This window comes from Rossellomorea sedimentorum (assembly GCF_046237645.1).
GTDB classification, from domain to species: Bacteria; Bacillota; Bacilli; order Bacillales; family Bacillaceae_B; genus Rossellomorea; species Rossellomorea sedimentorum.
The window spans coordinates 2,789,843-2,815,111 of sequence record NZ_CP143546.1 but is presented as its reverse complement, the minus strand read 5'-3'; the positions used below and the strand labels follow the sequence as shown (position 1 = coordinate 2,815,111).

Below are 25,269 nucleotides of genomic sequence, written 5' to 3'. Positions count from 1 at the left end.
AAGTCTGAACGTGATTAATTTATATTCAAAAAAGGAAATAGTATGAGTGGAAGCTGAGAATCAGGGTATGGAAAGGAATTTTGATATAATATTTTTTATCAATGAAAGTCAAAGAACAGGAGTGTAAATATGAAGAAAAAATTTGAAGAAAAGACGTTGAAAACCGAAAAGATTTATCAGGGGAAAATCATTGATTTGCAAGTTGATGAAGTAACCCTTCCTGATGGTAAAACCTCTAAACGCGAATTGATCAAACATCCCGGAGCCGTGGCGGTCATTGCCCTTACGCCGGAAGGGAAAATTGTCATGGTTGAGCAATACCGTAAAGCATTGGAACAATCTATTGTGGAAATACCTGCAGGGAAGTTGGAAAAGGGAGAAGAGCCGATGAAAACAGCGGAACGAGAGCTGGAAGAGGAAACAGGTTATGCCTGCAAGAAAATGAAGCCTCTTATTTCATTTTATACATCCCCGGGGTTTGCAGATGAACTGGTTCATTTGTTCATTGCTGAAGATATTTATAAATTGGAGAATGCAAGCGAAGCGGATGAAGATGAATTTGTAGAATTGCAGGAAGTCACCCTTGATGAAGCCATAGCCATGATAGAAGACAAGCAGATTTATGATGCAAAAACAGCGTATGCTGTCCAGTACCTTCAATTGAAAGAGGCTATGAGCGGAAAATGAGACAATACTTTGCAGACCTGCATGTTCATATCGGAAGGACTGCAAGTGGACGGGCGGTGAAAATCACTGGTTCCCGGACATTGACCCTGAGCAACATCCTACGGTACTCAGGTTACCCTAAAGGTCTGCATATGACTGGGGTCATTGATTGTCACTCACCGGAAGTCATACAGGAAATCGAAATGCTTGTCGCTGAAGAGGAGTTAACAGAATTGGCAGACGGGGGCTTCCAGCATGAGAATGGATTGGTTCTTATTCCAGGAAGTGAACTGGAAATAAATGATGATAACTGCAAGGGGCCGATTCATGTTCTTGCCTATTTTCCGGGTCTTAGGGCGCTGAAGTCTTTCTCGGAATGGCTGGAAAGCAGGGTGACAAACGTACACCTCAGTTCGCAACGAATATATGCTGATGGAAAAGAACTGCAGCAGACAGTGAAAGCATTGGGGGGACTTTTTATTCCCGCCCATATTTTCACACCTTTTAAGAGTCTTTATGGAAAAGGTGTACACACATCCTTACGCGAAGTATTTTCCCCTGAAATGATCGATGCAGTGGAACTCGGGCTGAGCAGTAATACTGTAATGGCCGACAGTATCACGGAGCTGCATGGCTATCCGTTTCTGACTAATTCCGATGCCCATTCACTGGCAAAAATGGCGCGGGAGTACAATTCAATTACAATGGCTGCTCCTTCATTTATCGAACTGGAGAAAGCATTGAAGAATCTGGAAGGCCGTAAGATTGCCGCCAATTATGGTCTTGATCCTCTTTTAGGAAAATACTATGAAACCACTTGCAGCAGCTGCGAAGTGATCATACCCGATAAGGCTGTGAAGTGTCCTCATTGCGGTCACACCAAAAGAATCAGGGGAGTAAAACATCGGATTGCCGAATTATCCGGAGACGCACCTGCTCCTGCCAGACCGCCGTATATTCCACAGGTTCCATTAGAATACATCCCAGGTCTCGGACCGAAGACTATGGAAAAGTTACTTGATCATTTTGGTACCGAAATGGACATATTGCATTTTGTCCCACGAGAAAAAATAGCAGAGGTAACGACACCACAGCTTGCAGAAGCTATCCATAAAGCCAGGATAGGTGAGCTGACTATAAATGCCGGCGGCGGAGGAAGGTATGGAAAGGTTTCTAAAACGTAGAAAAGAGGGGCTCAAATTTGGAGGACAATGACTATAAGCCATTGTCCTTTATTTAGTTACGATAAGGTATCTGAATCTTAATTTTTTCTTTTTGCCAAACGCTGTTTTCGTATAGATTGTTGCTAGCGGAAATATCCAAAGGGCCGGATTTTTCCCCTCGGGTACAAGGGCTTATCTGATTGAACAGCGAGAATGGCTCTTTTCTTTCTTGTTTTACCAGGAAAATTCCTGTGAAATATGGTTATTTCTCTTGAATTTCATAGTGAATAGCAACAAAGTTTTGGAAAAGAGCCTTGCCAAAACTTCAATGAGGATGCTATTTCCATTCGTCTGCAAGCACCGAATATACGCATGTATTCCTGAGTTCTTTTCCGTTTGCACTTAAAGTATTATGACGGAGGACTCCCTCAAGGGTATAACCCAGGCGTTCAGGTATGCGTCGGGAAGCAAGGTTCAATTCATCGCACCGAATTTCCACTCTGTTAACGGCGAACTGTTCAAAGGCAAAACGGGTCAGCTCCTTAACGGCCTCCGAAATATACCCATTGCCGCTGTAGGAAGAGACTCCCCAATAACCAATTTCTACACTTCCCGTACTCCAGTTAATACGATGATAGCCGGTTGAACCTGCCAGTTCACCGTTGTCTTTTTTGTAGATATGCAGCCGGAAATCTTTTCTTAAAATAAACTGTGCGTAAGACTCTCGTAAGCCTGTCTCTATTTCTTCAATTGTCTGCTCTTTCTGGGCAAAAGGCATCCATTCCGACAGTGACTTAATAGAAGATTTGATAGCTTCATGAACCATCTTCCCGTCTCCTGGCTTACAGGGTTTTATGTACAGGCGGTTTGTTTCAATGACTTCCGGAAAGTTGAATAGTATACGGTTTTCCATCTTATCACCTCCTGAGTTTTCAGAAAATTATATCGGATTAAGCGGTGGGCCGCAACTCTTGTGGATGAAAAAGTATCGATAAATCCACCTTCTTTGCATAGACATATTTGATAGATTCCCAACATAGTATCTAGTAATAAGCAATGAGGAGGATAACCAATGCGAAAGGGAATCTCAGCAAAAAATCCAATAATTGAACATGTACAATCTCATTCCTCTATCTATCTATTTATATTGACGCTCTTCTTAATGGGGGTCATTTTTGGAGCAGTGGTTGTAAACAGCCTTTCGTTCACTCAGAAAGAGGATTTATATTTTTACCTTGGTCAGTTTTTTGGGGAAATAGCCGACGGGAAAATTGCTTCTGCCGAAGATTTGTTTCGTCAGAGTTTTCTTCATAATGTGAAGTATCTAGGGTTTATGTGGATTCTTGGAATATCGATCATAGGCCTTCCGCTTATTTTTATTCTTTTGTTTATGAAGGGAGTGGTGATTGGTTTTTCGGTAGGGTTCTTAGTGAATCAGATGGGGTGGAACGGGTTTCTGCTATCATTTGCAAGTGTCATGCCGCAAAATATTGTTATCATTCCGGCCTTCATTTTCATAGGGGTAATAAGCGTCAGTTTTTCTTTGACGCTCATTAGAAAGATATTTATGAAACTTTCACCGCATTTGCAAGTCCAGATGATGCCTTTGCTTTCAAAGTACGTTTTTGCTTTTGTCCTGGCGATTGCCGTTATAACTGTAGCTGCCGGTATTGAAGCTTATATTTCTCCAAGTTTAATGAAGGCTATGGTGAACCTTTCCAACAAATAATAATTATTATTTAATAGAAATTATCATCTCTACTTTATAATGATTTTATTTTGCATATTCGTCCCTTTTTGTTATAATAATGGAGACATTGACGGGGGAGGGAGACGGATAATGGAAAGCCGGATAGACCGAATAAAGAAACAGCTTTCTTCTGCCAGCTATAAGCTGACACCACAGCGAGAGGCGACAGTAAGAGTGTTATTGGAAAATGAAGAAGATCATCTTAGTGCAGAAGATGTATACCTCCTCGTTAAAGAAAAATCTCCCGAAATTGGACTAGCGACTGTCTATCGGACATTAGAGCTTTTGACAGAGTTGAAGATTGTAGACAAAATAAATTTCGGCGATGGTGTATCGAGGTATGATCTCCGTCAAGAAGGAGCCGCTCATTTTCACCATCACCTGGTGTGCATAGAATGCGGAGCTGTAGATGAAATTCAAGAAGATTTACTTGAAGACGTTGAAGCAATTGTGGAAAGAGATTGGAAGTTTAAAATAAAAGACCACCGCTTGACGTTTCATGGTGTCTGCCATAGATGTCAGGAAAAAACAGAAAATGATTGAACCCGCAGAACTGGCCGTCGTGATGTCAGTTCTTTTTTTTGCTTAATAACCTGCTTTGCTTCAAAGCCCCTCGTTACTGGATCTCCGGGCCGGGACTTTGATAACAAAACCGGGCTGATGAAGAAAAGCCAGGTTTAGGGTATGACGTCCTTGACGGAGTTTCTGATTAAAAGTGTCAGGTGAGCTTTTTCAAGAACAAGAAAAACGTGAGTAAAGAAGAAGTTGCTACAAGAACCACTTAACATATAAATGGAAGTGATCGGTCAGCACAACGAACATAGTAATCAAAGAGCCCTCAAAAGCTCAAGGCCCTCCACGCTATATCTTCTACCTGCAGTCGAATCCACTCTTATGAATTTCCCCTATAAATCAGGAATTTTCCTGAGCTTTGGTATAAATCACGCCTTTTTCGTCATAGCTTGTTAGAAAGAACGTTTATGGAGGACAGGCGTATGTTTCAAACAGGCATGAAAACGATTTGGCACACAATAAAGGTATTTATATTGTTTACAGGCTCTACGATTCTTTTTTACTATGGTATTATGTGTATAAGTGAAGAATATGAAAGCTATCACAGATACGATGAGCCGGAAGGTGCGGCGGTAAAGGTATTCCAGACTGTTTCAGAGGAGGACCGAAGCTGGACGGACCGGCTATTACTTTTTTATATGAATGGGGAGTAATGAAGCTTGGAGAGCCGATTACAAGATTATATCCATTTTTTGATTGTTGAGAAGGGGTTGGCAAAGAATTCGGTAGATTCCTATCAACGTGATTTGAAAAATTATATGAAGTTCATTCAAAAAGTGGATTCAGCAGAAGACTGGAATGATGTTAAGAGAGTCAATATTACAGGATTTCTCGGTCATTTGAAAAATGAAGGAAAGTCTGCCAAAACGATCGCCAGGCATGTAGCTTCCATCCGGTCTTTTCATCAGTTCCTTTTGCGTGAAAAGGTAACGGATCAAGATCCCTCTATACATATCGAGTCACCCAAAATGGAGCGTTCGCTTCCGAAGGTACTCAGTATAGACGAAGTGGAAGCTCTATTGGAAGCACCGCAGGAAAGCTCTGCCTTGGGCATCAGGGATAAAGCGATGCTTGAAGTCCTTTATGCAACGGGAATCCGTGTGTCAGAATTGATCAGGCTTAAGATGGAAGATGTCCACCTGAAAATGGGCTTTGTCCGCTGTATAGGTAAAGGCAATAAGGAGCGGATCATCCCTATTGGAAAGACGGCCATTACCGTGCTGGAAAAGTACCTTTTGGAAGGAAGGCCGAAATTGGTCAGTAAAAAACATAAAGATGATTCCCTCTTTTTGAATCACCATGGAAAAGGATTATCGAGGCAGGGGTTTTGGAAGATATTAAAAGGACTGGCTGTCGAAGCGAGAATCACCAAAGAATTGACACCTCATACCCTCAGGCATTCATTCGCGACGCACCTGCTCGAGAACGGGGCTGACCTGCGTGCTGTGCAGGAAATGCTGGGACATGTAGATATTTCGACCACTCAAATTTATACACACGTGACAAAGACGAGAATGAAAGACGTTTATTCAAAATTCCATCCGCGGGCTTAAATGGCCGGCGGTTTTTATTTTCTTTAAATATTGAAAGGAAACATATTCATAATGGATGTAAACGCTTGTATTTTAAAAGTATCACCTTTAAAATAAGGTTGTCTGACTTCTGACAAATGTTCTTTTGGTTACAACCCGGTAATCGGGGTAATATAAGCATGTATATTGAGAAAACGGATGTTCTAAAAAGAGCCATATCTTTTGAATCTTTTTTTACAAATTAAAATCTTGCTTTGGTATAGAGTTTTGATGGGAGCGGAAGGTGTGCGATCTCCTGCGGGACTAGCGGTCGTCTAGCTCCAGCACCCAGCCCCTCGGGGTCAAATAACCCGAAGAGAAAAAAAGGAAAATCCACCTTTTCTTCTCTTCGGAACATTTGCCTGTCGGGTCTGAACGGGGCGCTTCCACTTTTTATACAGGCGCAGCCGAGGAGGCTCACCGCCCGCCCCGCGGAGTCGTGCACCTGGAGCAGAAATCAACAACTCTTATTGAAACTGGTCAAAAGAATGAACAAATCAATTAAGGAGGAAGAGACACATGAGCAATTATACATACAAAAGAATTCACCTGGTTGTCATGGACTCTGTAGGAATCGGGGAAGCACCTGATGCTAAAGACTTCAATGATGAAGGGGCAGATACATTAGGGCATATCGCCGAACATATGAATGGCTTGAACATGCCGAATATGGCCAGGCTTGGATTATCGAATATCCGTGAAATCAAAGGGATCGAGAAACAGGACAAACCTATGGCCTACTACACAAAGATGGAAGAAGCTTCTGTAGGAAAAGATACAATGACAGGCCACTGGGAGATCATGGGACTGAATATCAGCCAGCCGTTCAAAGTATACCCTGATGGTTTTCCGGAAGAGTTATTGAAGGAACTCGAAGAAAAAACGGGCAGGCCGGTAATAGGCAATAAGCCGGCAAGCGGAACAGCCATCATAGAGGAACTTGGAGAGGAGCATATGAAAACCGGCGCACTGATTGTGTATACATCTGCTGACCCGGTTCTTCAGATTGCTGCTCATGAAGATATTGTGCCTATAGATGAATTATATAAAATCTGCGAAATTGCACGTGAGCTGACAAAGGACGAAAAATATCTTGTCGGCCGTGTCATTGCACGTCCATTCGTTGGCGAGCCGGGTAATTTCCAACGTACTTCAAATCGACATGATTATGCACTTAAACCATTTGAACGAACAGTCATGAACGAACTGAAAGATTCAGGATATGATGTCATTGCTCTTGGCAAAATCTCTGATATCTACAATGGAGAAGGTGTCACGGAATCCGTCCGCACAAAACACAACATGGATGGAATGGATCAAATGGTGAAGTCCTTCGAACAGGACTTCACCGGCCTAAGCTTTTTGAATCTCGTGGATTTTGATGCCCTGTACGGTCATCGCCGAGATCCTGAAGGATACGGGAAAGCACTTGAAGAGTTTGATGCCCGCCTGCCGGAAGTGTTTGAAAGAATGACGGATGATGATCTATTAATCATTACAGCAGACCACGGGAACGACCCGGTACATCCTGGAACCGACCACACAAGAGAGTATGTGCCCCTATTGGTTTACTCTAAACGAATGGACGGCGGTGAAGAAATTCCGGTCCGTAAAACATTTGCAGACATCGGAGCAACTGTGGCAGATAATTTCAATGTTAAAATGCCGAAATACGGAGAAAGTTTCTTGAAAGAAATTACTAAGGAGTCTTGAGATGAAATTTGACCTAATTGAAAATGCAGCTAACTTTTTAAAAAATAAATATACAGGCGAACCGGAAATCGGTCTGATTCTTGGTTCAGGTTTAGGCGTTCTCGCTGAAGAAATTGAAAATCCGGTCGTAGTTCCCTACACAGAAATTCCAGACTTCCCGGTCTCCACAGTAGCCGGGCATGCTGGACAGTTAGTATTCGGACAGCTGTCAGGTAAAGAAGTTGTAGCCATGCAAGGCAGATTTCATTTTTATGAAGGATATGGGTTTGATAAAGTCACCTTTCCTGTGCGCGTAATGAAAGAATTGGGTGTGAAATCCTTGATTGTTACGAATGCAGCAGGAGGAGTGAATGAATCTTTTGAGCCCGGCGATTTAATGATCATCTCCGACCATATTAATAATATGGGAGGGAATCCGCTGATTGGCCCTAACGATGACCGCCTGGGTGTCCGCTTCCCTGACATGTCAGAAGCATACAGTAAATCACTTCGGGAGCTTGCAAGATCGACAGCTGAAAAACTCTCCCTAACAGTGAGGGAAGGTGTGTATGTAGGCAATACCGGGCCGGTGTACGAAACTCCTGCCGAGGTGCGCATGATCAGAACGCTTGGCGGAGATGCAGTGGGAATGTCCACTGTTCCGGAAGTGATTGTGGCAAGGCATTCAGGAATGAATGTGCTCGGCATCTCGTGTATTTCCAATATGGCAGCAGGAATCCTTGATCAGCCCCTTACTCATGACGAAGTAATTGAGACAACAGAGAAGGTCAGGGCAGACTTCCTCAATTATGTAAAAGCCATCGTTAAATCGATGTAAAGTGAATCAATCTTTATGATGACTATGTTTTGAGGTGAATGGAATGAGAATGGTTGATGTAATTGAGAAGAAACGGGATGGCAAGGAGCTTACCTCGGAAGAAATCAATTATTTTGTAGAAGGATATACAGATGGAAGCATACCTGATTATCAGGCGAGTGCTTTGACAATGGCAATTTTCTTTCAGGGGATGACTGAAAGGGAACGAGCAGACCTGACCATGGCAATGGTGAAATCCGGCGACCAAATCGATTTATCGGCGATTGAAGGGGTTAAGGTCGATAAGCATTCTACAGGCGGTGTCGGCGATACTACGACACTTGTTCTCGGACCGCTTGTCGCAGCGGTAGGCGTGCCGGTAGCCAAGATGAGTGGAAGAGGTCTTGGTCATACTGGCGGGACGATAGATAAACTGGAAGCTGTACCAGGATTCCATGTGGAAATCGATAACGATGAGTTCATCCGCCTTGTGAATGAAAATAAGATAGCCGTCATCGGTCAAAGCGGTAACTTGACCCCGGCAGACAAAAAACTATATTCACTCCGAGATGTGACGGCAACGGTCAATAGCATTCCGTTAATCGCTTCTTCTATTATGAGTAAAAAAATTGCAGCAGGTGCAGACGCGATTGTCCTTGATGTCAAAACAGGGGCAGGTGCATTCATGAAAGATCTTGAAGACTCAAAAGCACTGGCCCAAGCAATGGTCAATATCGGAAACAATGTCGGACGCAGAACGATGGCTGTCATTTCCGACATGAGCCAGCCTCTTGGATTTGCAATCGGTAATGCGCTGGAAGTCAAAGAAGCGATTGATACTTTGAGAGGTGAAGGACCTGAAGACTTGACACAGTTGTGTTTGACTCTTGGAAGTCATATGGTCTACCTTGCTGGAAAAGCAGAATCTTTGGAGGAAGCACGTGAAAAATTGGTTGCTGTCATGAAAGATGGATCAGCTTTGAATAATTTCAAGCTCTTCTTAAAATCTCAAGGCGGCGACGAGTCCGTTGTGGATAATCCTGAAAAACTACCGCAAGCCTCACATATTTACGAATTGGAAGCTAAGCAAGATGGCTATGTCTCGGAAATTATTGCAGATGCTGTTGGAACAGCAGCTATGTGGCTCGGTGCAGGAAGGGCGACTAAGGAATCTGAGATCGACCTGGCTGTAGGACTGGAACTTCGAAAGAAAATAGGTGACAAGGTTCAAAAAGGTGAATCCCTTGTGACCATCCACAGCAACAGTGAAAATATTGAGGACGTAAAAGAAAAACTCTACGAGAGCATCATCGTGACAGAGAGCAAAGTGGAAGCCCCAGTTCTCATCCACGGGGAAATCAAAGAAAAAGAATAACTACGGATATTCAAGGTGCCAGCTACCCAGCTGCAAAAGCAGAATTGTACCTGGCAAAATGCGTACCTAAAGGCAGATGGTCAAACGACCATCTGCCTTTTTAACGTTGGAATAGCAGCTCCACGATAAATCATTTGGATGAAGAAATCGTCATACGTTTAAAAATTTTGATTGGCAGGAAAATCTGTAAATTACTTTTTAAAAGAGGTGATGTTCGAGAAAGGTTCTTTTCTAAAACTTTGTTGCTGATTAATATGAAGCTCAAGAGATATAGCGATATTTTACAGAAAGAATCCTGGTAAGTAAGAAAGAAAAGAGCTAATCCCCCTGTTCAGTTGGACAAGCCCTTGTCCAATCCGACCCTTTGGATTTTCCCGAAAGCACCAATCTATACGAAAATAACGTTAAGAAATGAGCGATTTTATTGGCAGACACTGTATAAAAAAGATAAGGATGGAAAAAATGGGGCTATGTATGTTATGAAATTTTTCACATTGAATGGAGGACCAGTAATGAAACGAATGATATCGGCCATCCTTATGTTAGTATTGATCGCTTCTGTCTTTGCGCCGTTTGCTTCGGCAGAGGAGAAAAAGACAGAATTGGCTGCAGGAGCTAAATCTGCTATTTTGATTGAAAGAGATACAGGGACGGTTCTATATGATAAAAACAGTCATGAGAAACTTCCGCCGGCATCCATGACGAAAATCATGACCATGATATTGATTATGGAAGCTATCGAAAAGGGCCAAATCAAATGGGAGGATGAGGTAAGAACGAGTGAATACGCTGCCTCAATGGGCGGTTCACAGATTTTCCTTGAGCCTGGAGAAGTAATGACAGTCAAAGAAATGCTGCTCGGGATCTCAATCGGTTCTGCAAATGATGCGTCCGTTGCAATGGCAGAGCACATAGCAGGCAGTGAAGAAGGCTTTGTAGAGAAAATGAATGACAAAGTGAAAGAACTGGGTCTTAAAGATACCAAGTTTAAAAATCCAACAGGCCTGCCGGCAAGCGAACACTATAGTTCCGCCCACGATATGGCGATGATGGCCAAGGAATTATTAAAACATCAGGAAATCACCAAGTATACGGGTACTTATGAATCCTACTTACGTGAAGATACAGACAAAAAGTTCTGGCTTGTGAATACAAACAAGCTGGTTCGTTTCTATCCAGGAGTGGACGGTCTGAAAACCGGGTTTACGAATGAGGCAAAATATTGTCTGACAGCTACCGCCAAAAAAGACAACATGAGGGTCATTGCCGTTGTATTCGGAGAGCCGACGACGAAAGACCGGAATGCAGAAGTCAGCAAAATGTTCGATTATGCCTTCAGCCAGTATCAAACACAGCCTTTGTTTGAAAAAGGGGCAAGTGTTGGAAAAGCGAAGATTTCAAAAGGAAAAGCAAAAGAAGTTGAAGCCATGACGAATGAGCCAATTTCCCTTTTGGCGAAAAAAGGCGAAAAGCTTGATGGAATCGAGAAAAAAGTGAAACTTGATAAGCTGAAAGCTCCTGTGAAAAAAGGCGATACCATCGGTAAGCTGGTCGTTGAAAAAGATGGAAAATCCCTTTCGGAAACCCCGCTTATAGCCAAAGAAGATGTTCCACAGGCGAGCTTCTGGCAGCTGTATAAGCGTGCGTTCGGCATGTTCACGAAGAGCGGAAATTAAGTTGTCTGCCTCCAAGATAAGAGGCTTTGTTAATTGATAGTGATGTTATTTAGATAAAAAAGATAAATTATATTGCTTTAAAGGTGCAATCCTGTTCTATTGAAGCGGAAGGCGTGCGACCTCCTGCGGGAATAGCGGGACAGGTGAGACCAAGGTTGCGTACCCACTGGAACGTAACCCCACAGGCGCAGCCGAGGAGGCTCACCGCCCGCCCCGCGGAGTCGCGCGCATGTAGCGGAAAATCTAAGCATTATTATGCTTAAGAAATCAACATTACTCTTTTAACACAGCCAAATAAAAAATTCTGCATATAATGTCTAATTTCTTCTAGTTTTGTCTAGTAGAAGGAAAATGGGAATACAGAGTAGAATTGACTCACTATACGACAGAGAAGGAGGCCTGTGAATAGTGAGTCTTACTATTGGTCTAGAAGTTAAAAGTGATGTTCTTTGCATTCGTCTTAGCGGGGAACTGGATCACCACACAGCAGAACAGTTGAGGCAGCAAGCCTCTCAGATGATTGAAGAATATGGAATCAAGCACATCGTACTGAACATGGAAGCCCTTGGATTTATGGACAGCTCGGGACTTGGTGTGATTTTAGGGAGATATAAACAAATCAAGCAAAAGCATGGTGAAATGGTTGTCTGTGCAATTTCCCCGGCAGTCAAACGACTATTTGAAATGTCAGGTCTATTCAAAATCATTCGTTTAGAGCCGTCTGAAGAATATGCCTTACAAAGTCTGGGGGTTGCCTAATATGAAAAATGAAATGAACATCCAATTCAGTGCAGTGAGCCAGAATGAATCGTTTGCCCGTGTGACCGTGGCTTCATTTATCGCTCAGCTTGATCCGACAATGGACGAACTGACAGAAATCAAGACCGTGGTTTCAGAAGCTGTGACGAATGCCATCATCCATGGATACAACAACGATCCAGACTGCTTCGTCTATATCTCGGTCAAAATGGAAGATGGGTTTATCGATATGGAGATAAGAGATGACGGAATCGGCATTCAGGATGTAGAGGAAGCAAGGCAGCCGTTATTTACCACCAAACCTGAGCTTGAGCGTTCGGGAATGGGCTTTACGATAATGGAAAACTTTATGGATGAAATTGAAGTGAATTCGCAACCGGGAGCAGGCACAACCGTTCGTTTAAAAAAGCATTTAGCTAACAGTAAAGCGCTATGCAATTAAGGAGCCGTGCTTATGGATGTGGAAGTTAAGAAGGACAAGGAGCAGAGCTTTTTAAAAGACACAGAAGTTAAAGAGCTCATAAAACGAAGCCAGGAAGGTGACCAGTCAGCCAGGGACACAATTGTTCAAAAGAATATGAGACTAGTATGGTCGGTCGTTCAGCGGTTTTTGAACCGCGGGTATGAACCTGACGACCTGTTCCAGATCGGATGTATCGGCCTGTTAAAATCTGTTGACAAATTTGACTTATCATATGATGTTAAGTTTTCAACCTATGCAGTCCCTATGATTATCGGGGAAATTCAAAGGTTCATCAGGGATGACGGCACTGTAAAGGTGAGCCGGTCTTTGAAGGAAATGGGCAATCGAATCCGCCGGGCAAAAGACGAGTTGTCAAAAACTTTGGGAAGGGTTCCGACTGTCAATGAAATTGCAGCTCACCTGGAACTGACACCCGAGGAAATTGTCATGGCACAAGAAGCAAGCAGGGCGCCGTCATCTATTCATGAAACGGTCTATGAAAACGACGGTGATCCTATCACGCTCCTTGATCAAATCTCCGACAACTCAGACCAAAAATGGTTTGACAAAATCGCTTTGAAGGAAGCCATCAGGGAGCTGGACGAACGAGAGCGGCTGATCGTCTATCTCCGCTATTACAAGGACCAAACCCAGTCTGAGGTCGCCGACCGGCTGGGGATATCCCAGGTGCAGGTATCGAGACTCGAGAAAAAAATCCTTCATAATATGAAAGAAAAAATGAATTTGACTTAGAAGAGAAGCAAACCACCCGAGTGGTTTGCTTTTTTGTATGTGTAGGTGAAATATGGAACCTACAGGTGTTAGGGCAGATTTCGGTGGTGTGTTGTGAAGGGAGTATGGAACCAACGGTATTAGGGCATCAAATCGAAAAAGTGTAGGAATGATGTATGAATCCAAGAGTTATTAGGGCATGGAATCGAAAAAGTGGAGGAATGATGTATGAAACCGAGGGTTATTAGGGCATCAAACTGAAGGAGTTAAGGAATGATGTATGAAACCGAGGGTTATTAGGGCATCAAATCGAAAAAGTGAAGGAATGATGTATGAATCCAAGAGTTATTAGGGCATCAAATTGAAGAAGTGTAGGAATGATGTATGAATCTAAGGGTTATTAGGGCATCAAACCGAAGAAGCGAAGGAATGATGTATGAATCTAAGGCATATTAGGGCATCAAACTGAAGGAGCGAAGGAAATGATGTATGAAATGGAGGTTATTAGGACATCAAACTGAAGGAGTGAAGGAAATGATGTATGAATCCAAGAGTTATTAGGGCATCAAACTGAAGGAGTTAAGGAATGATGTATGAATCCAAGAGTTATTAGGGCATCAAATCGAAGAAGTGAAGGAATGATGTATGAATCCAAGAGTTATTAGGGCATCAAATCGAAGAAGTGTAGGAATGATGTATGAATCCAAGAGTTATTAGGGCATCAAACTGAAGGAGTTAAGGAAATGATGTATGAAACCGAGGGTTATTAGGGCATCAAATCGAAAAAGTGTATGAATGATGTATGAAACCGAGGGTTATTAGGGCATCAAACTGAAGGAGTGTAGGAATGATGTATGAATCCAAGAGTTATTAGGGCATCAAACTGAAGGAGTGAAGGAAATGATGTATAGAATCGATGGTAATACAACATCAAATCCTTTTTTACAATGATCTCAAAAAAAGAGCCTAATCTGAATTGTGAAAACGGAGTTGCAATAGCACTCTCCCCTCTTTTTTGATATTGAACATACAAGGTCTCTGCAAAATCTGCCTCATAAGAAGTATCATAAACTCCCCGCTTATAAGTATCCTATCGGTGTTGTGAAATCTCTCCTCTAAGAAATTCATATCCTATCCGATTCTGGACATTTGCGCTGACACCAGCTAACCAACTCTTTTTTAATCAGAGTTAGCAATTATTGGCTTCATGAAATTTTTGTCTGAAATCCATACTATTTATACAAGCAGGAAAATAATGTTGACCAGGAAGTGAGTAGGATGGAAGGTTCAGTATATATTCGGCTTAGGCATAGTCTGCAAGTAAGACCGGAAAGCAGTATCCTGCTTGAAAATACTGCCCAGATCATCGCCCCTGAACATTATCTTCAGGCCATTAGAAAGATTGTCCTCCATAAAGTAACCAAAGAGGATAAGAATATAATCATTCTTGATCTTATGAGAGTGATTTCGCAGATTAAAGCTGTACTCCCTGATGCGGATGTCCAGACTATCGGCCCCTCGCAGACGATTGTGGAAGTGGTATATAAGCGCAAGAAGGTTTCACCCGCGCTTTTTGCTGGTGTCTGGCTACTGTTGTTTATAGGTGCTGCATTGGCCATCATGAATTTTCATGAAGATGTCAGCATGCGGGAGGTCCATCAGAGGCTGTACCTGATGGTTACAGGGAAGGAAGATCCGCATCCGTTATTGTTTCAAGTTCCTTATTCCTTCGGTTTGGGACTAGGGATGATTTTATTTTTCAACCATGTATTTCGGAAAAGGATCAATGAAGAGCCCAGCCCTCTCGAAGTAGAAATGTTCAACTATCAGCAGGACCTCGATCGGTACGTGGTGATGCACGAAAACAAAGAAAGCATGAAGCACCTGGATGACGATTAACATTCTTTGGTTGTGTTTTGTAGGTCTTGCGGGTGGGCTTGCTGTTGGATCGGGGTTTGTCGCGTTTTTAACGGTGCTGGGGATTATCCCGCGGTTAACACAGTTAACTAAAACAATGAAGATGATCCATTTTTACGAGTGGGCGATTGTACTGGGTGCTACTGTTGGAAGCATCTTCAGTTTAAATGAATTTTCATTAGGGTTTTCGCCATATCTTCTTATTCCTGTTGGGCTTATGAGCGGTGTCTTTGTAGGGATGCTCGCGGCTGGATTAACAGAAGTGTTGAATGTGTTACCGATTCTCACCAAAAGAATTGGAATCAATGATCGAATCATCACTCTTTTGATGGCTATAGTTCTTGGGAAAGTGCTTGGATCATTGTTTCACTGGATTTACTTTGTACGCCTATAAACCTTGAAGGAGGACTCTTATGGCAGAAAAGAAAAATGTAATACTCATTACGGATGGAGATGAATATGCCAAAAGAGCAGTCGAGGCGGCGGCAAAGGAGTATGGTGCGAGGTGCATTTCCAGATCTCAGGGTAATCCGTCGGTTCTTAAAGGCAGAGAAATTGCAGAACTGATCAAGAAAGCCAAAGGGGATTTGGTATTTGTCATGTTTGATGACAGCGGATTCCTTGGAGAAGGAAGCGGAGAGACCGCTATGAAGTATATTGCCAAGTGCAAGGATTTCAAGATACTGGGTGCAATAGCTGTAGCTTCCAAGACCAGGCAGGCTGAATGGACGAAGGTTGATGTATGTGTAGATAAGTTTGGTGAATTGACGCCCTATGGGGTTGATAAGTTCGGTGTTCCTGAAAATGAAGTGGGGAGGCTGAATGGTGATACAGTCTACTGTCTGGATCAATTACACCTGCCGATTGTGGTAGGTATTGGAGATATAGGGAAGATGGCAAAGAGGGACCATTTTTCACGTGGGGCTCCTATTACAAAAAAGGCAATTGAAATCATACTGGAAAGGAGCGGTTACCATGCCAAGTAAGGAAAGAGAAAAAACGCCTATTCCGGAAGACCTCGGAAAACTGGAACAATTGATGATTGACACCACAGGATTGAACACGAGCTTTGACCTTGGTGTGAGAAAGCTGAAAATCCTTAAGAAAGATGTCCACTTCTATTATATAAATGGGTTATGTGATACACAGTTTATCATGAGGATTGTTGAAGATCTCGTTGAGGTCAATGACCATGAACGCCTGTCTTCCAAGCTTTATGAGATTGTTCAAAATCGGATCCCGCATCAGTCTGTCCAGCCTGTTAAAACGGTTGAAGAAATGGTGGATGAGGTGTTGTCCGGGTTGATTGCCTTTGTGGTTGAAGGCGAACAGGAAGCGCTGATTGTCGATGTCAGAAGTTATCCCGGCAGGCAGCCTCAAGAACCGGATACAGAAAAAGTGGTCCGCGGTTCGCGTGATGGATATGTGGAGAACATCATTGTCAACACCGCATTGACGAGAAGAAGAATAAGAGACCCCCGCCTGAGATTCGAGATATTCAGAATAGGTGAGCGGTCGAAAACAGATATATCGATAGCCTATATAGAGGATGTGGCTAACCCTTCGTTGATTAAAGTCATCAAGAAGGAATTGGAAAGTATTAAAATTGATGGCTTAACAATGGCAGACAAAACCGTCGAGGAATTTCTGGTCAAACAAGGGTACAATCCATACCCTCTGGTCCGGTACACAGAAAGGGCGGATATCGGTGCCACTCATTTACTTGAAGGTCATGTGCTTATATTTGTTGATACATCACCAAGTGTAATCATTACACCGTCCACATTCTTCCATCACATGCAGCATGCAGAGGAATATCGTCAGTCTCCAGCAGTAGGTACATTTGTCAGATGGGCAAGGTATTTTGGATTGCTAGCCAGTTTGTTTTTACTGCCTCTATGGTATTTGTTTGTTCTCGACCCCTCATTGCTGCCTCCTCAGCTTGAGTTCATCGGACCGAATGAGGAAACCAATATACCGGTCATAGTACAGTTGTTAATGGCCGATCTGGGTATAGAATTCCTAAGGCTTGCCGCCATACATACCCCGACACCGCTATCCACGGCAATGGGGTTAATTGCAGCTGTATTGATTGGACAAATTGCCATAGATGTCGGTCTTTTTGTCCCTGAAGTTATTTTGTATGTCTCGGTGGCTGCTATAGGGACATTCTCTACACCTAGTTATGAATTGAGTGTGGCCAATAAGCTTTTCAGGGTGGGGCTCCTCATAGCTGTTGCATTGTTCCACATCCCGGGGCTTATGATTGGAACGACGGTTCTGCTTTTGCTTTTAATCAGTATACGTTCACTGAATACGCCGTATCTGTGGCCGTTTATTCCGTTCAGTCCAAAGGCCTTCATTCAGATCATCATCAGACGATCCATGCCGGGGGCTAAAGTACGACCGAGTATCGTCCAGCCGAGAAACAAATATAAACAGCCCGTTAAGTCCCGTTAGGATTGCAAGGGTCCTCATTCTGTGATAAATTTACTTTAAATTACTAAAGCGATAAAGTTGTCAAAGGGATGAGAAGAATGCATTTTAATGGAACTGCCAGAATCAACAGCCGTGATCACCTGGAAATCGGGGGAGTCGATACGGTTGAGCTGGCAAAAGAATATGGTACACCTCTTTATATTTATGATGTTGAATTAATCAGGGAAAGAGCTCGAGGCTTCAAAGATACATTTGAAAACTTGGGAATCAAGGCACAGGTGGCATATGCAAGCAAAGCCTTCTCATCTGTTGCGATTTTTCAGTTGATGAAAGAAGAAGGGTTGTCACTGGATGTCGTTTCTGGGGGAGAACTTTTCACAGCAATGAAAGCGGATTTCCCGGCAGAGCGTATCCATTTTCATGGAAACAATAAGAGTGAAGAAGAGCTTCGTATGGCTCTCGAGCACAATATCGGCTGTATCGTCGTCGATAATTTTCATGAATTACAGCTGTTGGAGGATGTCTGTAAGGATATGGGACAAAGTATGGATATCCTGATCAGGGTAACACCTGGGATAGAGGCCCATACGCATGACTATATCCTGACAGGGCAAGAGGACTCTAAATTTGGGTTTGGCCTGGAAAACGGGCAGACCGAGGACGCCCTCTTGAGAGCAGTGAAGTCTCCCCACCTGAATGTGCTCGGGCTGCATTGTCATATTGGTTCGCAAATCTTTGAAACCACTGGTTTTGTACTGGCTGCAAGCAAGATCATTGGAAAACTTGCAGAGTGGAAAGACAAACATGGATACTCAGCTGAGGTCTTAAACCTTGGCGGAGGTTTCGGAATTCGCTACACTGCTGAAGATGACCCGATTGCGCCTTCTCAATATGTCGAGGAAATCATTTCGGAAGTAAAGAAGAAAGCTGAGGAATATAACCTGGAGATGCCGGAGATATGGATTGAGCCGGGCCGCTCACTTGTCGGTGATGCTGGTACTACTTTATACAGCGTCGGGTCAGCCAAAGAGGTGCCGAATATCAGGAAATACCTTGCTGTGGACGGAGGAATGAGTGATAATATCCGTCCGGCCCTATATGAAGCCAAGTATGAAGCAATCTTGGCAAATAAAGCGGGTCAGCCGGTTCAGGAAACAGTCTCCATTGCCGGGAAATGCTGTGAATCCGGGGATATGTTAATCTGGGACCTGCCGCTTCCTGAATCTTCTCAGGGAGATATCCTGGCTGTCTTCTGTACAGGGGCATACGGTTATTCTATGGCGAATAACTATAACAGGATTCCAAGACCGCCAGTGGTTTTCGTAGAAAATGGAAAAGCAAAGCTTGTGGTAAGAAGAGAAAGTTTTGAAGACCTTTTAAAACTGGACTTGTCACTTAATGATTAATATTTTATAGTAGAGGCGGACACCAGGTGTGTCTGTCTTTTTTTAGTTTTATGGATGCGCTTTCCCATAGGGATGCTGGTTGGTTCATTTCGCCCGCACAATGCAGTCAAGTGCTGCCTGTTTAAGAAAACCCTGATCCCAGGGGAAGTAGAGCCCAATGGGTCTTTGCGTAAATACGGGAACAGCCTTAAGTTAAGTGTGAAAAACGGTATTTGTTAAAGGAGCTGCACAAAAAATGAGAAAGAAAAATATTATATTATTCATCCTGCTTTTAACTCTTTCAATGGGGTGGGGCGTGATTTATTGGATGTTTTTTGCAAGTTAGCGGGTGCCGGGTTTCCGCGTGTATGCGAATAATGTTGAATCTTTCGCTCAATTTTAGTAAGATAATAAACGGTTAACATGATCACGGAAAGAATATAAAACATTGTGCAGTTGATGCACAAATTATAACGAGGGGTCTTTTATGCTTATACGTTACAAAAAAGCTTTTGAGAAAATTGCTATGGGGTTGCTGTCTTTTATGCCGCAGGAAAAGGAATTGAAAAAGCTGCAGCAAACGATGCTGAATTATGAGCAGGAAGATGACTGGCAGTTATTTCTGTGGAAAGATGAGGACATCGTAGGCTTAATTGGTGTCGTCGTTGAAGAAGACGAGATCGAAGTAAGGCATATATCGGTCAATCCCTCGCACCGACATGAGGGAATAGGTAAAGCGATGCTTAGAACCTTAAGTGACATCTATTCCAATAAAGTTTTAAAGCCCAATGACCATACCGCAGCATTTTTTGAAAAATGCGATCTGGATAATAAGGAAAAAGAAATTTAAGAGCATAGATTTTAAGAAGACTGACATTTTACCGAGAAATGTCAGTCTTTCTTTAGGAAAGGCTCTTTTCTAAAACTTTGTTGCTATATGAAATTTAAGGGAAATAACCATATTTCACAGGAATCATCTTGGTAAACAAGAATGAAAAGAGCCATTCACCCTGTTCAGTTAGATAAGCCCTTGTACCCCAGGGGAAAATCCGGCCCTTTGGATTTTTCCAATAGCAACAATCTATACGAACACAGCGTTAGGAAATGAAAAAGTTAACCTGTGTGGGTAACTTTTTTAATGTAACCCTTATTTCCAGCCTCAGCTTCCGATTTTACATACCCTTCTGGAAAGCGGCTCAGCCCTAGATGAAACAGTTGCCCTTGATGCTAATTCCGGCGCCTGGAATTTCGTTCTTGCCTTCTCAGCAAGGCTTCTTCCCGCAATCTGATGACTTCGGTCCGATCTCTAAGAGAATGGCGATGAATGATTGAATGGGGAGTGGTTTCCTGGCTTACGGTACCCAAGCATGCGGAATCCAGAAATTCCTTTAGTTCATTGTTGAGAGGAAGGTTGATACTTCGGTACTTTATTCCTGTTTGAATGTTTTTAAGTGTTTCCTCGAGGAGCGTTTGTAATTCATCGGAAACGATCCCCAGTTCTTCCAGGGCCTGTGGATGCTGTTTAAGAATCTTGATACCTTTGGTAAGGATTCTTTCAGCTCCTCTTCTATTTTCTCTTCTATAATGATAGAATCCTACTGCCATTTGGATAAGACCTACCCAGACGGAACTTCTGTTTCCTGGATCTATCTCTTTCCAGTATTCCTCCAGGACTTCATGACATTCAAAGTAGTCCCGGTCACAATGAAAGTGTGTAATGAAATCGAGGTACTCTTTCGGGTAGTTCATGGATATTCTTCACCCTTTCTCCACCTGATTTTATCACATTCCTCCTTTATGAAGAAAATCACAATCCTAAATTTACTATTGGAGAATACCCTATAATCTACTATACTAATAGTTAGTCTAAAAATGCGCACATAAGAGAATTGGTGATATTATGGAATATAATGTGAAAATCGATGCCTTTGAAGGTCCTTTAGACCTGCTTCTGCATTTGATTCATTCATTGGAAATTGATATATATGACATTCCAATGGCACAAATCACAGAGCAATATTTACTTTATATACATACGATGAAAGAATTGGAACTGGATGTGGCAAGTGAATATCTTGTGATGGCAGCTACCTTGCTGGCAATCAAAAGCAAGATGCTCCTGCCCAAGCATGAAGAGATTGCTGATGTAGACGATTTTGAAATAGAAGAAGATCCACGCGATGAATTGGTTGACCGGCTGATTGAGTATAAAAAATATAAGGAAGCAGCTGAAGAGCTGAAGAGCCGGGAAGAAGAACGAGGGCAGATGTATACAAAGCCGCCGAGCGATTTATCACAGTTTGCAGATGAGAAAGTAACAGGCCAACTGGACCTGGATGTCTCAATATATGATATGCTCGGAGCTTTTAATAAATTGCTTCGGCGAAAAAAATTGCAAAAACCTGTCACAACCAAAATATCAAGGCAGGAAATTCCGATTGAAAAAAGAATGGATGAAATTATGAGCCACCTTAAAGGAACCAGGGAGAAACAAAGGTTCTTCTCGTTATTTCCCTATGAGGACCGGGAGCATGTCGTGGTGACATTCCTGGCTGTTCTGGAGCTCATGAAAAGGAAGCAGATTATCGTAAGGCAAGAACAAAACTTTGACGACTTTACTGTTCAGTCAACAGAGGAGGCAGGGCTTGTTGGAAATCATTAATTGGAAAGGCATACTGGAAAGCTTATTATTTGCAGCAGGGGATGAAGGGCTTTCTCTGAAACAAGTCTGCGCAGTACTGGATGTTGAGGAACATCAAGCATTGGAAATCATCGAGGGTCTATTTGCAGAGTACCAGAGTGATGAAAGCAGGGGGATTACGCTTATTGAATTAGCTGGTACATATCAGCTGGTAACGAAAAAAGAGCATGCTCCCTATTTGAAAAAACTGGTGGAGTCACCAAATGTCAATTCCCTTTCTCAGGCTGCTTTGGAGACACTTGCAATTGTTGCTTATAAACAGCCGATTACAAGAGTCGACATCGAGGAGATCAGAGGGGTCAAAACCGAGAGACCGCTCAGCACCCTAGCCTCCAAAGGGCTCGTTAAAGCAGTTGGCCGGGCGGAAGGAACAGGAAGGGCAATATTATATGGCACAACAAAAGAATTTCTGGATTATTTCGGTCTCAAAGATATAAGCGAACTGCCGCCGCTGCCAGACAACATTGACGAAGAGTTTATGTCGGAGGATGCCGATTTGTTTTTTGAAAAATTTCAGGAAACATTGGATTCTCAATCTTGAGTTTATGGTAATATTAATACAAGCTGATCGATGGAGAAGCTGTTTTTCTCCCAGATCAGCTTTTTCTTAAAAATCTTTTTCAGAAAGTTCAAAAATCACAGGAGCGGGAGGTATTGAAATCAACTTCCGTCATATGTTATGAGTAGAAAAGTCATAATGGGAATGGGAAATTGACTAAATGATATGGAGGGATTTTATGAGCAACCCCATCGTAAAATCACAAGTGGAAGAAGTACATACCTTTCTTGAGAAGACAGTTACGAACCTTGAAAGCTATTTGAACAACATTACCATTGAAGGGCTGATTCAGGAGAAGAATGGGGATAGGGCCTACTATGAAGGTATCCTCTCGAATTTAAGGAGACTGCTGGTTTATTGTGAAGAAGGCCTGGATTCATGCCTTGTCGTCATGCAAAACGAACCATTCATCAAGGGAGCGGCAGAGAAAACCCTTTATAAAATTTATCATCAGTGCATAGAAGAGTTTTTCTCGCCGCGGTACGATTTATGGTATGAAGACAGCCGGTCAGCTTATACAGGGAAAAATTCAATCATGTTTCGCCAGGAATTGCCGGATAGCATTGTTAATCTCATGTCTGCAGCAGAGAGCGGTTTTCAGCAAATCAGGGAAGAACTTGAGTACTATGAAACTGATTTCCGAACAAAAATTACGCAATCACGGGGATAAATCCTAAAACAGTAAGTGACATTTGTCATTTACTGTTTTTTTTGTTGGGCCCGTGAAACTCGCTTTCTTTTTGGGGAAGTGGGTAACTTTTACATATTAATTGAAGTAGGCCGGTTAAAAAGTGTAAATTCGCAAATGGGAAATAGACATAAGTGTAAATAAGTAATATAAGAAATAACTACATCAAAGGGGTACTGGGCTTTAGATAATGGAAAACATGATGGTACATCCAAGAGTAGGTGTGCTCGAAATGATGTAGGAAAAAAAGCTCTTTAGGTACATCAAAACTTGACTGTGTCTAAAATGATGTAGGAAAAGAAGCCCTTTAAGTACATCAACACTTAACTGCGTACGAAATGATGTAGGAAAAAAACTCTTTAGATACAAGTCCGAAATGGTGCATGGAAGTTGAGGTATACCTACCGGAGAGATGTGTGGAATCCTTCCGTAAAAATGTTTCTAAAAGATTTTTTACTTTCAGTATGCTTGTTCACCTGAGATTGATATCATCCATATGCACAATATATTACACACGAAATCAGAGGTTTTAAATCATAATTAACCCTGGCTTGCATAGACTTGTACAAACACCATTGGACAAGGTAAAGGAGTAGATGTCTATGAAAAAAAGGAGAATTAAAGCCTACATATATACGTTTCTCATACTCTCAATCATATTTTCTTCTATGAGTGGGACTGCCGAAGCGGCGCCATCAGTCAGTGCTCAGAGGGCGATTGTCATAGATCAGGATACTGGAAGAGTGTTATATGAAAAAGATGCCCATGCCAAAAGTAGAATTGCAAGTATTACAAAGATCATGACAGCGATTTTGGCTATTGAAAGCGGAAAAATGGATGAAACGGTCAAAGTCAGCAGCAATGCTGTTAAAGCAGAAGGTTCTTCCATCTATTTAAAGCCAGGGGAGAAAATCAAATTGGAGGATCTTGTATACGGATTGATGCTGAGGTCTGGAAATGACTCGGCGGTTGCTATCGCCGAACATGTCGGCGGGAGCCTGGAAGGTTTTAGTTTTCTAATGAATAAAAAAGCAGAAGAGATTGGCATGAAGAATTCCCATTTCGCCAACCCGCACGGACTGGATGATCATGAGGATCATTATTCCACTGCTTATGATATGGCAATTTTGACAAGATACGCAATGCAGAATGAAAAATACAGGGAGGTCGCCGGCACCAAAGTGCATACCTCGCCAGACCCTGAACATGAGTGGGATAGAAAATGGAAAAACAAAAACCGGCTCTTGACCGAACTGTATAAGTACTGCACCGGCGGTAAGACTGGATATACCAAAAGAGCCAAGAGGACATTGGTGACCACTGCGACTAAAGGTGAACAGAACTTGATTGCCGTAACCCTAAATGGACCGGATGACTGGAATGATCATATCCATATGTTTGAATTCGGCTTTAAACACTTTGATACGGTGATAGCTGTACCCGAAGGAAAAGTTGATGAAATCAAGGATGAATTTTACCAAAATAAAGTTCATATCAAAAGAGATGTATTGCTGACCCTTACTAAAGAGGAGGAAGACGGTGTACGAGTTGAGTATAAACTCATGAAGCCGGAGAAGTCTTGGAGAGATGGAGCGGTTCCAGAGGTTGTCGGGAAGGCTGTAATTTATTTGAATGATAAAGAAGCCGACTCCGTCCCTCTGTTTTACAGCGAAGAAAAGGTAGAAAAGAAGAAAAGTTGGTGGATGTTCTGGAAGCAGTCGTTTATATCGCTGCTCGGAGTGAAAACAGATGGTTAACTATATTTGGGTGGGCATGACGATTATTGGCCTGATTTTTGCAGCGATAAACGGCAAAATGAAAGAGGTAAATGAGGCGATATTCCAATCCGCTAATGAAGCGGTCACCCTTTGTATAGGGCTTGTCAGTATCCTGGTATTCTGGCTTGGAATCATGAGGATTGCTCAGGATTCCGGTCTCCTTGAGAAACTTTCCTACTTATTCCGCCCAATTGTTAAAAGGCTCTTCCCTGAAGTTCCTGCCGACCATCCTGCCATGGGGTATATCCTTTCCAACATGATGGCGAATATGTTCGGTCTTGGAAATGCAGCAACGCCTCTGGGTATCAAAGCGATGGAACAGCTTAAGGAATTAAACGGGGGCAGGGATTATGCAAGCCGTTCAATGATTACCTTTCTGGCCATCAATACATCCAGTCTGACCATCATCCCTACAACCGTCATCGCTATCAGAATGAATTATGAATCTGCCTCCCCTACGGAAATCGTCGGTCCGACTTTGGTGGCGACCTTTCTCTCAACGGTGGGGGCGATTATGATCGACCGTTATTTTTATCACAGAAGAATCCGCAATGGAGTGAAGTGA

26 protein-coding genes are annotated in these 25,269 nt (G+C 42.6%); 24 read left to right on the top strand and 2 right to left on the bottom strand.

All coding sequences use genetic code 11. From position 1 onward, the window contains the following. Positions 1-129 precede the first annotated feature (129 nt). Positions 130-687 (top strand): NUDIX hydrolase, encoded by a 558-nt coding sequence (locus V1502_RS13980; RefSeq protein WP_409251254.1) that lies wholly within the window; start codon positions 130-132, stop codon positions 685-687. Beyond that, positions 684-1,850 (top strand): endonuclease Q family protein, encoded by a 1,167-nt coding sequence (locus V1502_RS13975; RefSeq protein WP_409251253.1) that lies wholly within the window; start codon positions 684-686, stop codon positions 1,848-1,850. The genes V1502_RS13980 and V1502_RS13975 overlap by 4 nt, the downstream gene beginning before the upstream one ends. Before the next feature lie 316 nt (positions 1,851-2,166). On the opposite strand, the gene V1502_RS13970 is transcribed toward V1502_RS13975, so the two are convergent. Then, complete coding sequence (locus V1502_RS13970; RefSeq protein ID WP_409251252.1) at positions 2,167-2,742, bottom strand: GNAT family N-acetyltransferase; 576 nt, start codon at positions 2,740-2,742, stop codon at positions 2,167-2,169. A gap of 159 nt (positions 2,743-2,901) precedes the next feature. Here V1502_RS13970 and spoIIM point away from each other — a divergent pair, with 159 nt between their 5' ends. From spoIIM to V1502_RS13885, 17 genes are all read left to right on the top strand, one after another. Beyond that, positions 2,902-3,558 carry a stage II sporulation protein M gene (spoIIM, locus tag V1502_RS13965; RefSeq protein WP_409251251.1) on the top strand — a complete coding sequence of 219 codons (657 nt, stop codon included), beginning with the start codon at positions 2,902-2,904 and terminating at the stop codon, positions 3,556-3,558. A gap of 111 nt (positions 3,559-3,669) precedes the next feature. After that, complete coding sequence (locus V1502_RS13960; protein ID WP_409251250.1) at positions 3,670-4,122, top strand: Fur family transcriptional regulator; 453 nt, start codon at positions 3,670-3,672, stop codon at positions 4,120-4,122. A 452-nt stretch (positions 4,123-4,574) separates the two neighbouring features. Next, complete coding sequence (locus V1502_RS13955; protein WP_409251249.1) at positions 4,575-4,805, top strand: YqzK family protein; 231 nt, start codon at positions 4,575-4,577, stop codon at positions 4,803-4,805. Between the two features lie 6 nt (positions 4,806-4,811). Beyond that, positions 4,812-5,705, top strand: a complete 894-nt coding sequence (xerD, locus tag V1502_RS13950) for a site-specific tyrosine recombinase XerD (protein ID WP_409251248.1) — start codon at positions 4,812-4,814, stop codon at positions 5,703-5,705. 537 nt (positions 5,706-6,242) lie between these two features. Further along, positions 6,243-7,436 (top strand): phosphopentomutase, encoded by a 1,194-nt coding sequence (deoB, locus tag V1502_RS13945; RefSeq protein ID WP_409251247.1) that lies wholly within the window; start codon positions 6,243-6,245, stop codon positions 7,434-7,436. Position 7,437: 1 nt separating this feature from the next. Beyond that, positions 7,438-8,253, top strand: coding sequence for a purine-nucleoside phosphorylase (locus V1502_RS13940; RefSeq protein ID WP_409251246.1), 816 nt, complete (start codon positions 7,438-7,440; stop codon positions 8,251-8,253). 43 nt (positions 8,254-8,296) lie between these two features. Further along, positions 8,297-9,607, top strand: a complete 1,311-nt coding sequence (locus tag V1502_RS13935) for a pyrimidine-nucleoside phosphorylase (protein ID WP_409251245.1) — start codon at positions 8,297-8,299, stop codon at positions 9,605-9,607. A 512-nt stretch (positions 9,608-10,119) separates the two neighbouring features. Further along, positions 10,120-11,283: a D-alanyl-D-alanine carboxypeptidase family protein gene (locus tag V1502_RS13930; protein WP_409251244.1), complete on the top strand. Its 1,164-nt coding sequence runs from the start codon at positions 10,120-10,122 to the stop codon at positions 11,281-11,283. Positions 11,284-11,691: 408 nt separating this feature from the next. Continuing rightward, entirely contained in the window at positions 11,692-12,042 is a 351-nt protein-coding gene (gene spoIIAA / locus V1502_RS13925) for an anti-sigma F factor antagonist (RefSeq protein WP_409251243.1), read from the top strand. Between the two features lies 1 nt (position 12,043). Beyond that, positions 12,044-12,484: an anti-sigma F factor gene (gene spoIIAB / locus V1502_RS13920; RefSeq protein ID WP_409251242.1), complete on the top strand. Its 441-nt coding sequence runs from the start codon at positions 12,044-12,046 to the stop codon at positions 12,482-12,484. A 12-nt stretch (positions 12,485-12,496) separates the two neighbouring features. After that, positions 12,497-13,258, top strand: coding sequence for an RNA polymerase sporulation sigma factor SigF (gene sigF / locus V1502_RS13915; RefSeq protein WP_409251241.1), 762 nt, complete (start codon positions 12,497-12,499; stop codon positions 13,256-13,258). Positions 13,259-14,515: 1,257 nt separating this feature from the next. After that, the gene (locus tag V1502_RS13910) at positions 14,516-15,136 is read left to right on the top strand and encodes a stage V sporulation protein AA (RefSeq protein WP_409251240.1); all 621 of its coding nucleotides are present in this window, start codon (positions 14,516-14,518) and stop codon (positions 15,134-15,136) included. Beyond that, a complete protein-coding gene (locus V1502_RS13905) occupies positions 15,126-15,548 on the top strand; it encodes a stage V sporulation protein AB (RefSeq protein WP_409251239.1) in 423 nt (140 codons plus the stop codon). The genes V1502_RS13910 and V1502_RS13905 overlap by 11 nt, the downstream gene beginning before the upstream one ends. Positions 15,549-15,567: 19 nt before the next feature. Continuing rightward, positions 15,568-16,140, top strand: a complete 573-nt coding sequence (locus V1502_RS13900) for a stage V sporulation protein AE (RefSeq protein ID WP_409251238.1) — start codon at positions 15,568-15,570, stop codon at positions 16,138-16,140. Then, positions 16,130-17,614, top strand: coding sequence for a spore germination protein (locus V1502_RS13895; protein WP_409251237.1), 1,485 nt, complete (start codon positions 16,130-16,132; stop codon positions 17,612-17,614). The genes V1502_RS13900 and V1502_RS13895 overlap by 11 nt, the downstream gene beginning before the upstream one ends. 77 nt (positions 17,615-17,691) lie before the next feature. Further along, a complete protein-coding gene (lysA, locus tag V1502_RS13890) occupies positions 17,692-18,999 on the top strand; it encodes a diaminopimelate decarboxylase (protein ID WP_409251236.1) in 1,308 nt (435 codons plus the stop codon). 466 nt (positions 19,000-19,465) lie between these two features. Further along, positions 19,466-19,828, top strand: coding sequence for a GNAT family N-acetyltransferase (locus V1502_RS13885; protein ID WP_409251235.1), 363 nt, complete (start codon positions 19,466-19,468; stop codon positions 19,826-19,828). A gap of 377 nt (positions 19,829-20,205) precedes the next feature. Here the strand turns inward: V1502_RS13885 and V1502_RS13880 are convergent, their stop codons facing one another. Further along, entirely contained in the window at positions 20,206-20,727 is a 522-nt protein-coding gene (locus V1502_RS13880; protein ID WP_409251234.1) for a DUF309 domain-containing protein, read from the bottom strand. A 151-nt stretch (positions 20,728-20,878) separates the two neighbouring features. On the opposite strand from V1502_RS13880, the gene V1502_RS13875 reads away from it, so the two are divergent. The 5 genes from V1502_RS13875 to V1502_RS13855 all read left to right on the top strand — a co-directional run bounded on the left by V1502_RS13875 (position 20,879) and on the right by V1502_RS13855 (position 25,269). Then, positions 20,879-21,640, top strand: coding sequence for a segregation/condensation protein A (locus tag V1502_RS13875; RefSeq protein WP_409251233.1), 762 nt, complete (start codon positions 20,879-20,881; stop codon positions 21,638-21,640). Beyond that, positions 21,627-22,220: an SMC-Scp complex subunit ScpB gene (gene scpB / locus V1502_RS13870; protein ID WP_409251232.1), complete on the top strand. Its 594-nt coding sequence runs from the start codon at positions 21,627-21,629 to the stop codon at positions 22,218-22,220. Before V1502_RS13875 ends, scpB begins: the two co-directional genes overlap by 14 nt. A gap of 196 nt (positions 22,221-22,416) precedes the next feature. Continuing rightward, positions 22,417-22,908 carry a YpuI family protein gene (locus V1502_RS13865; protein ID WP_409251231.1) on the top strand — a complete coding sequence of 164 codons (492 nt, stop codon included), beginning with the start codon at positions 22,417-22,419 and terminating at the stop codon, positions 22,906-22,908. Between the two features lie 620 nt (positions 22,909-23,528). After that, on the top strand, positions 23,529-24,683 hold the full coding sequence (locus tag V1502_RS13860) for a D-alanyl-D-alanine carboxypeptidase family protein (RefSeq protein WP_409251230.1): 1,155 nt from the start codon (positions 23,529-23,531) through the stop codon (positions 24,681-24,683). Next, positions 24,676-25,269 (top strand): nucleoside recognition domain-containing protein, encoded by a 594-nt coding sequence (locus V1502_RS13855; protein WP_409251229.1) that lies wholly within the window; start codon positions 24,676-24,678, stop codon positions 25,267-25,269. The genes V1502_RS13860 and V1502_RS13855 overlap by 8 nt, the downstream gene beginning before the upstream one ends.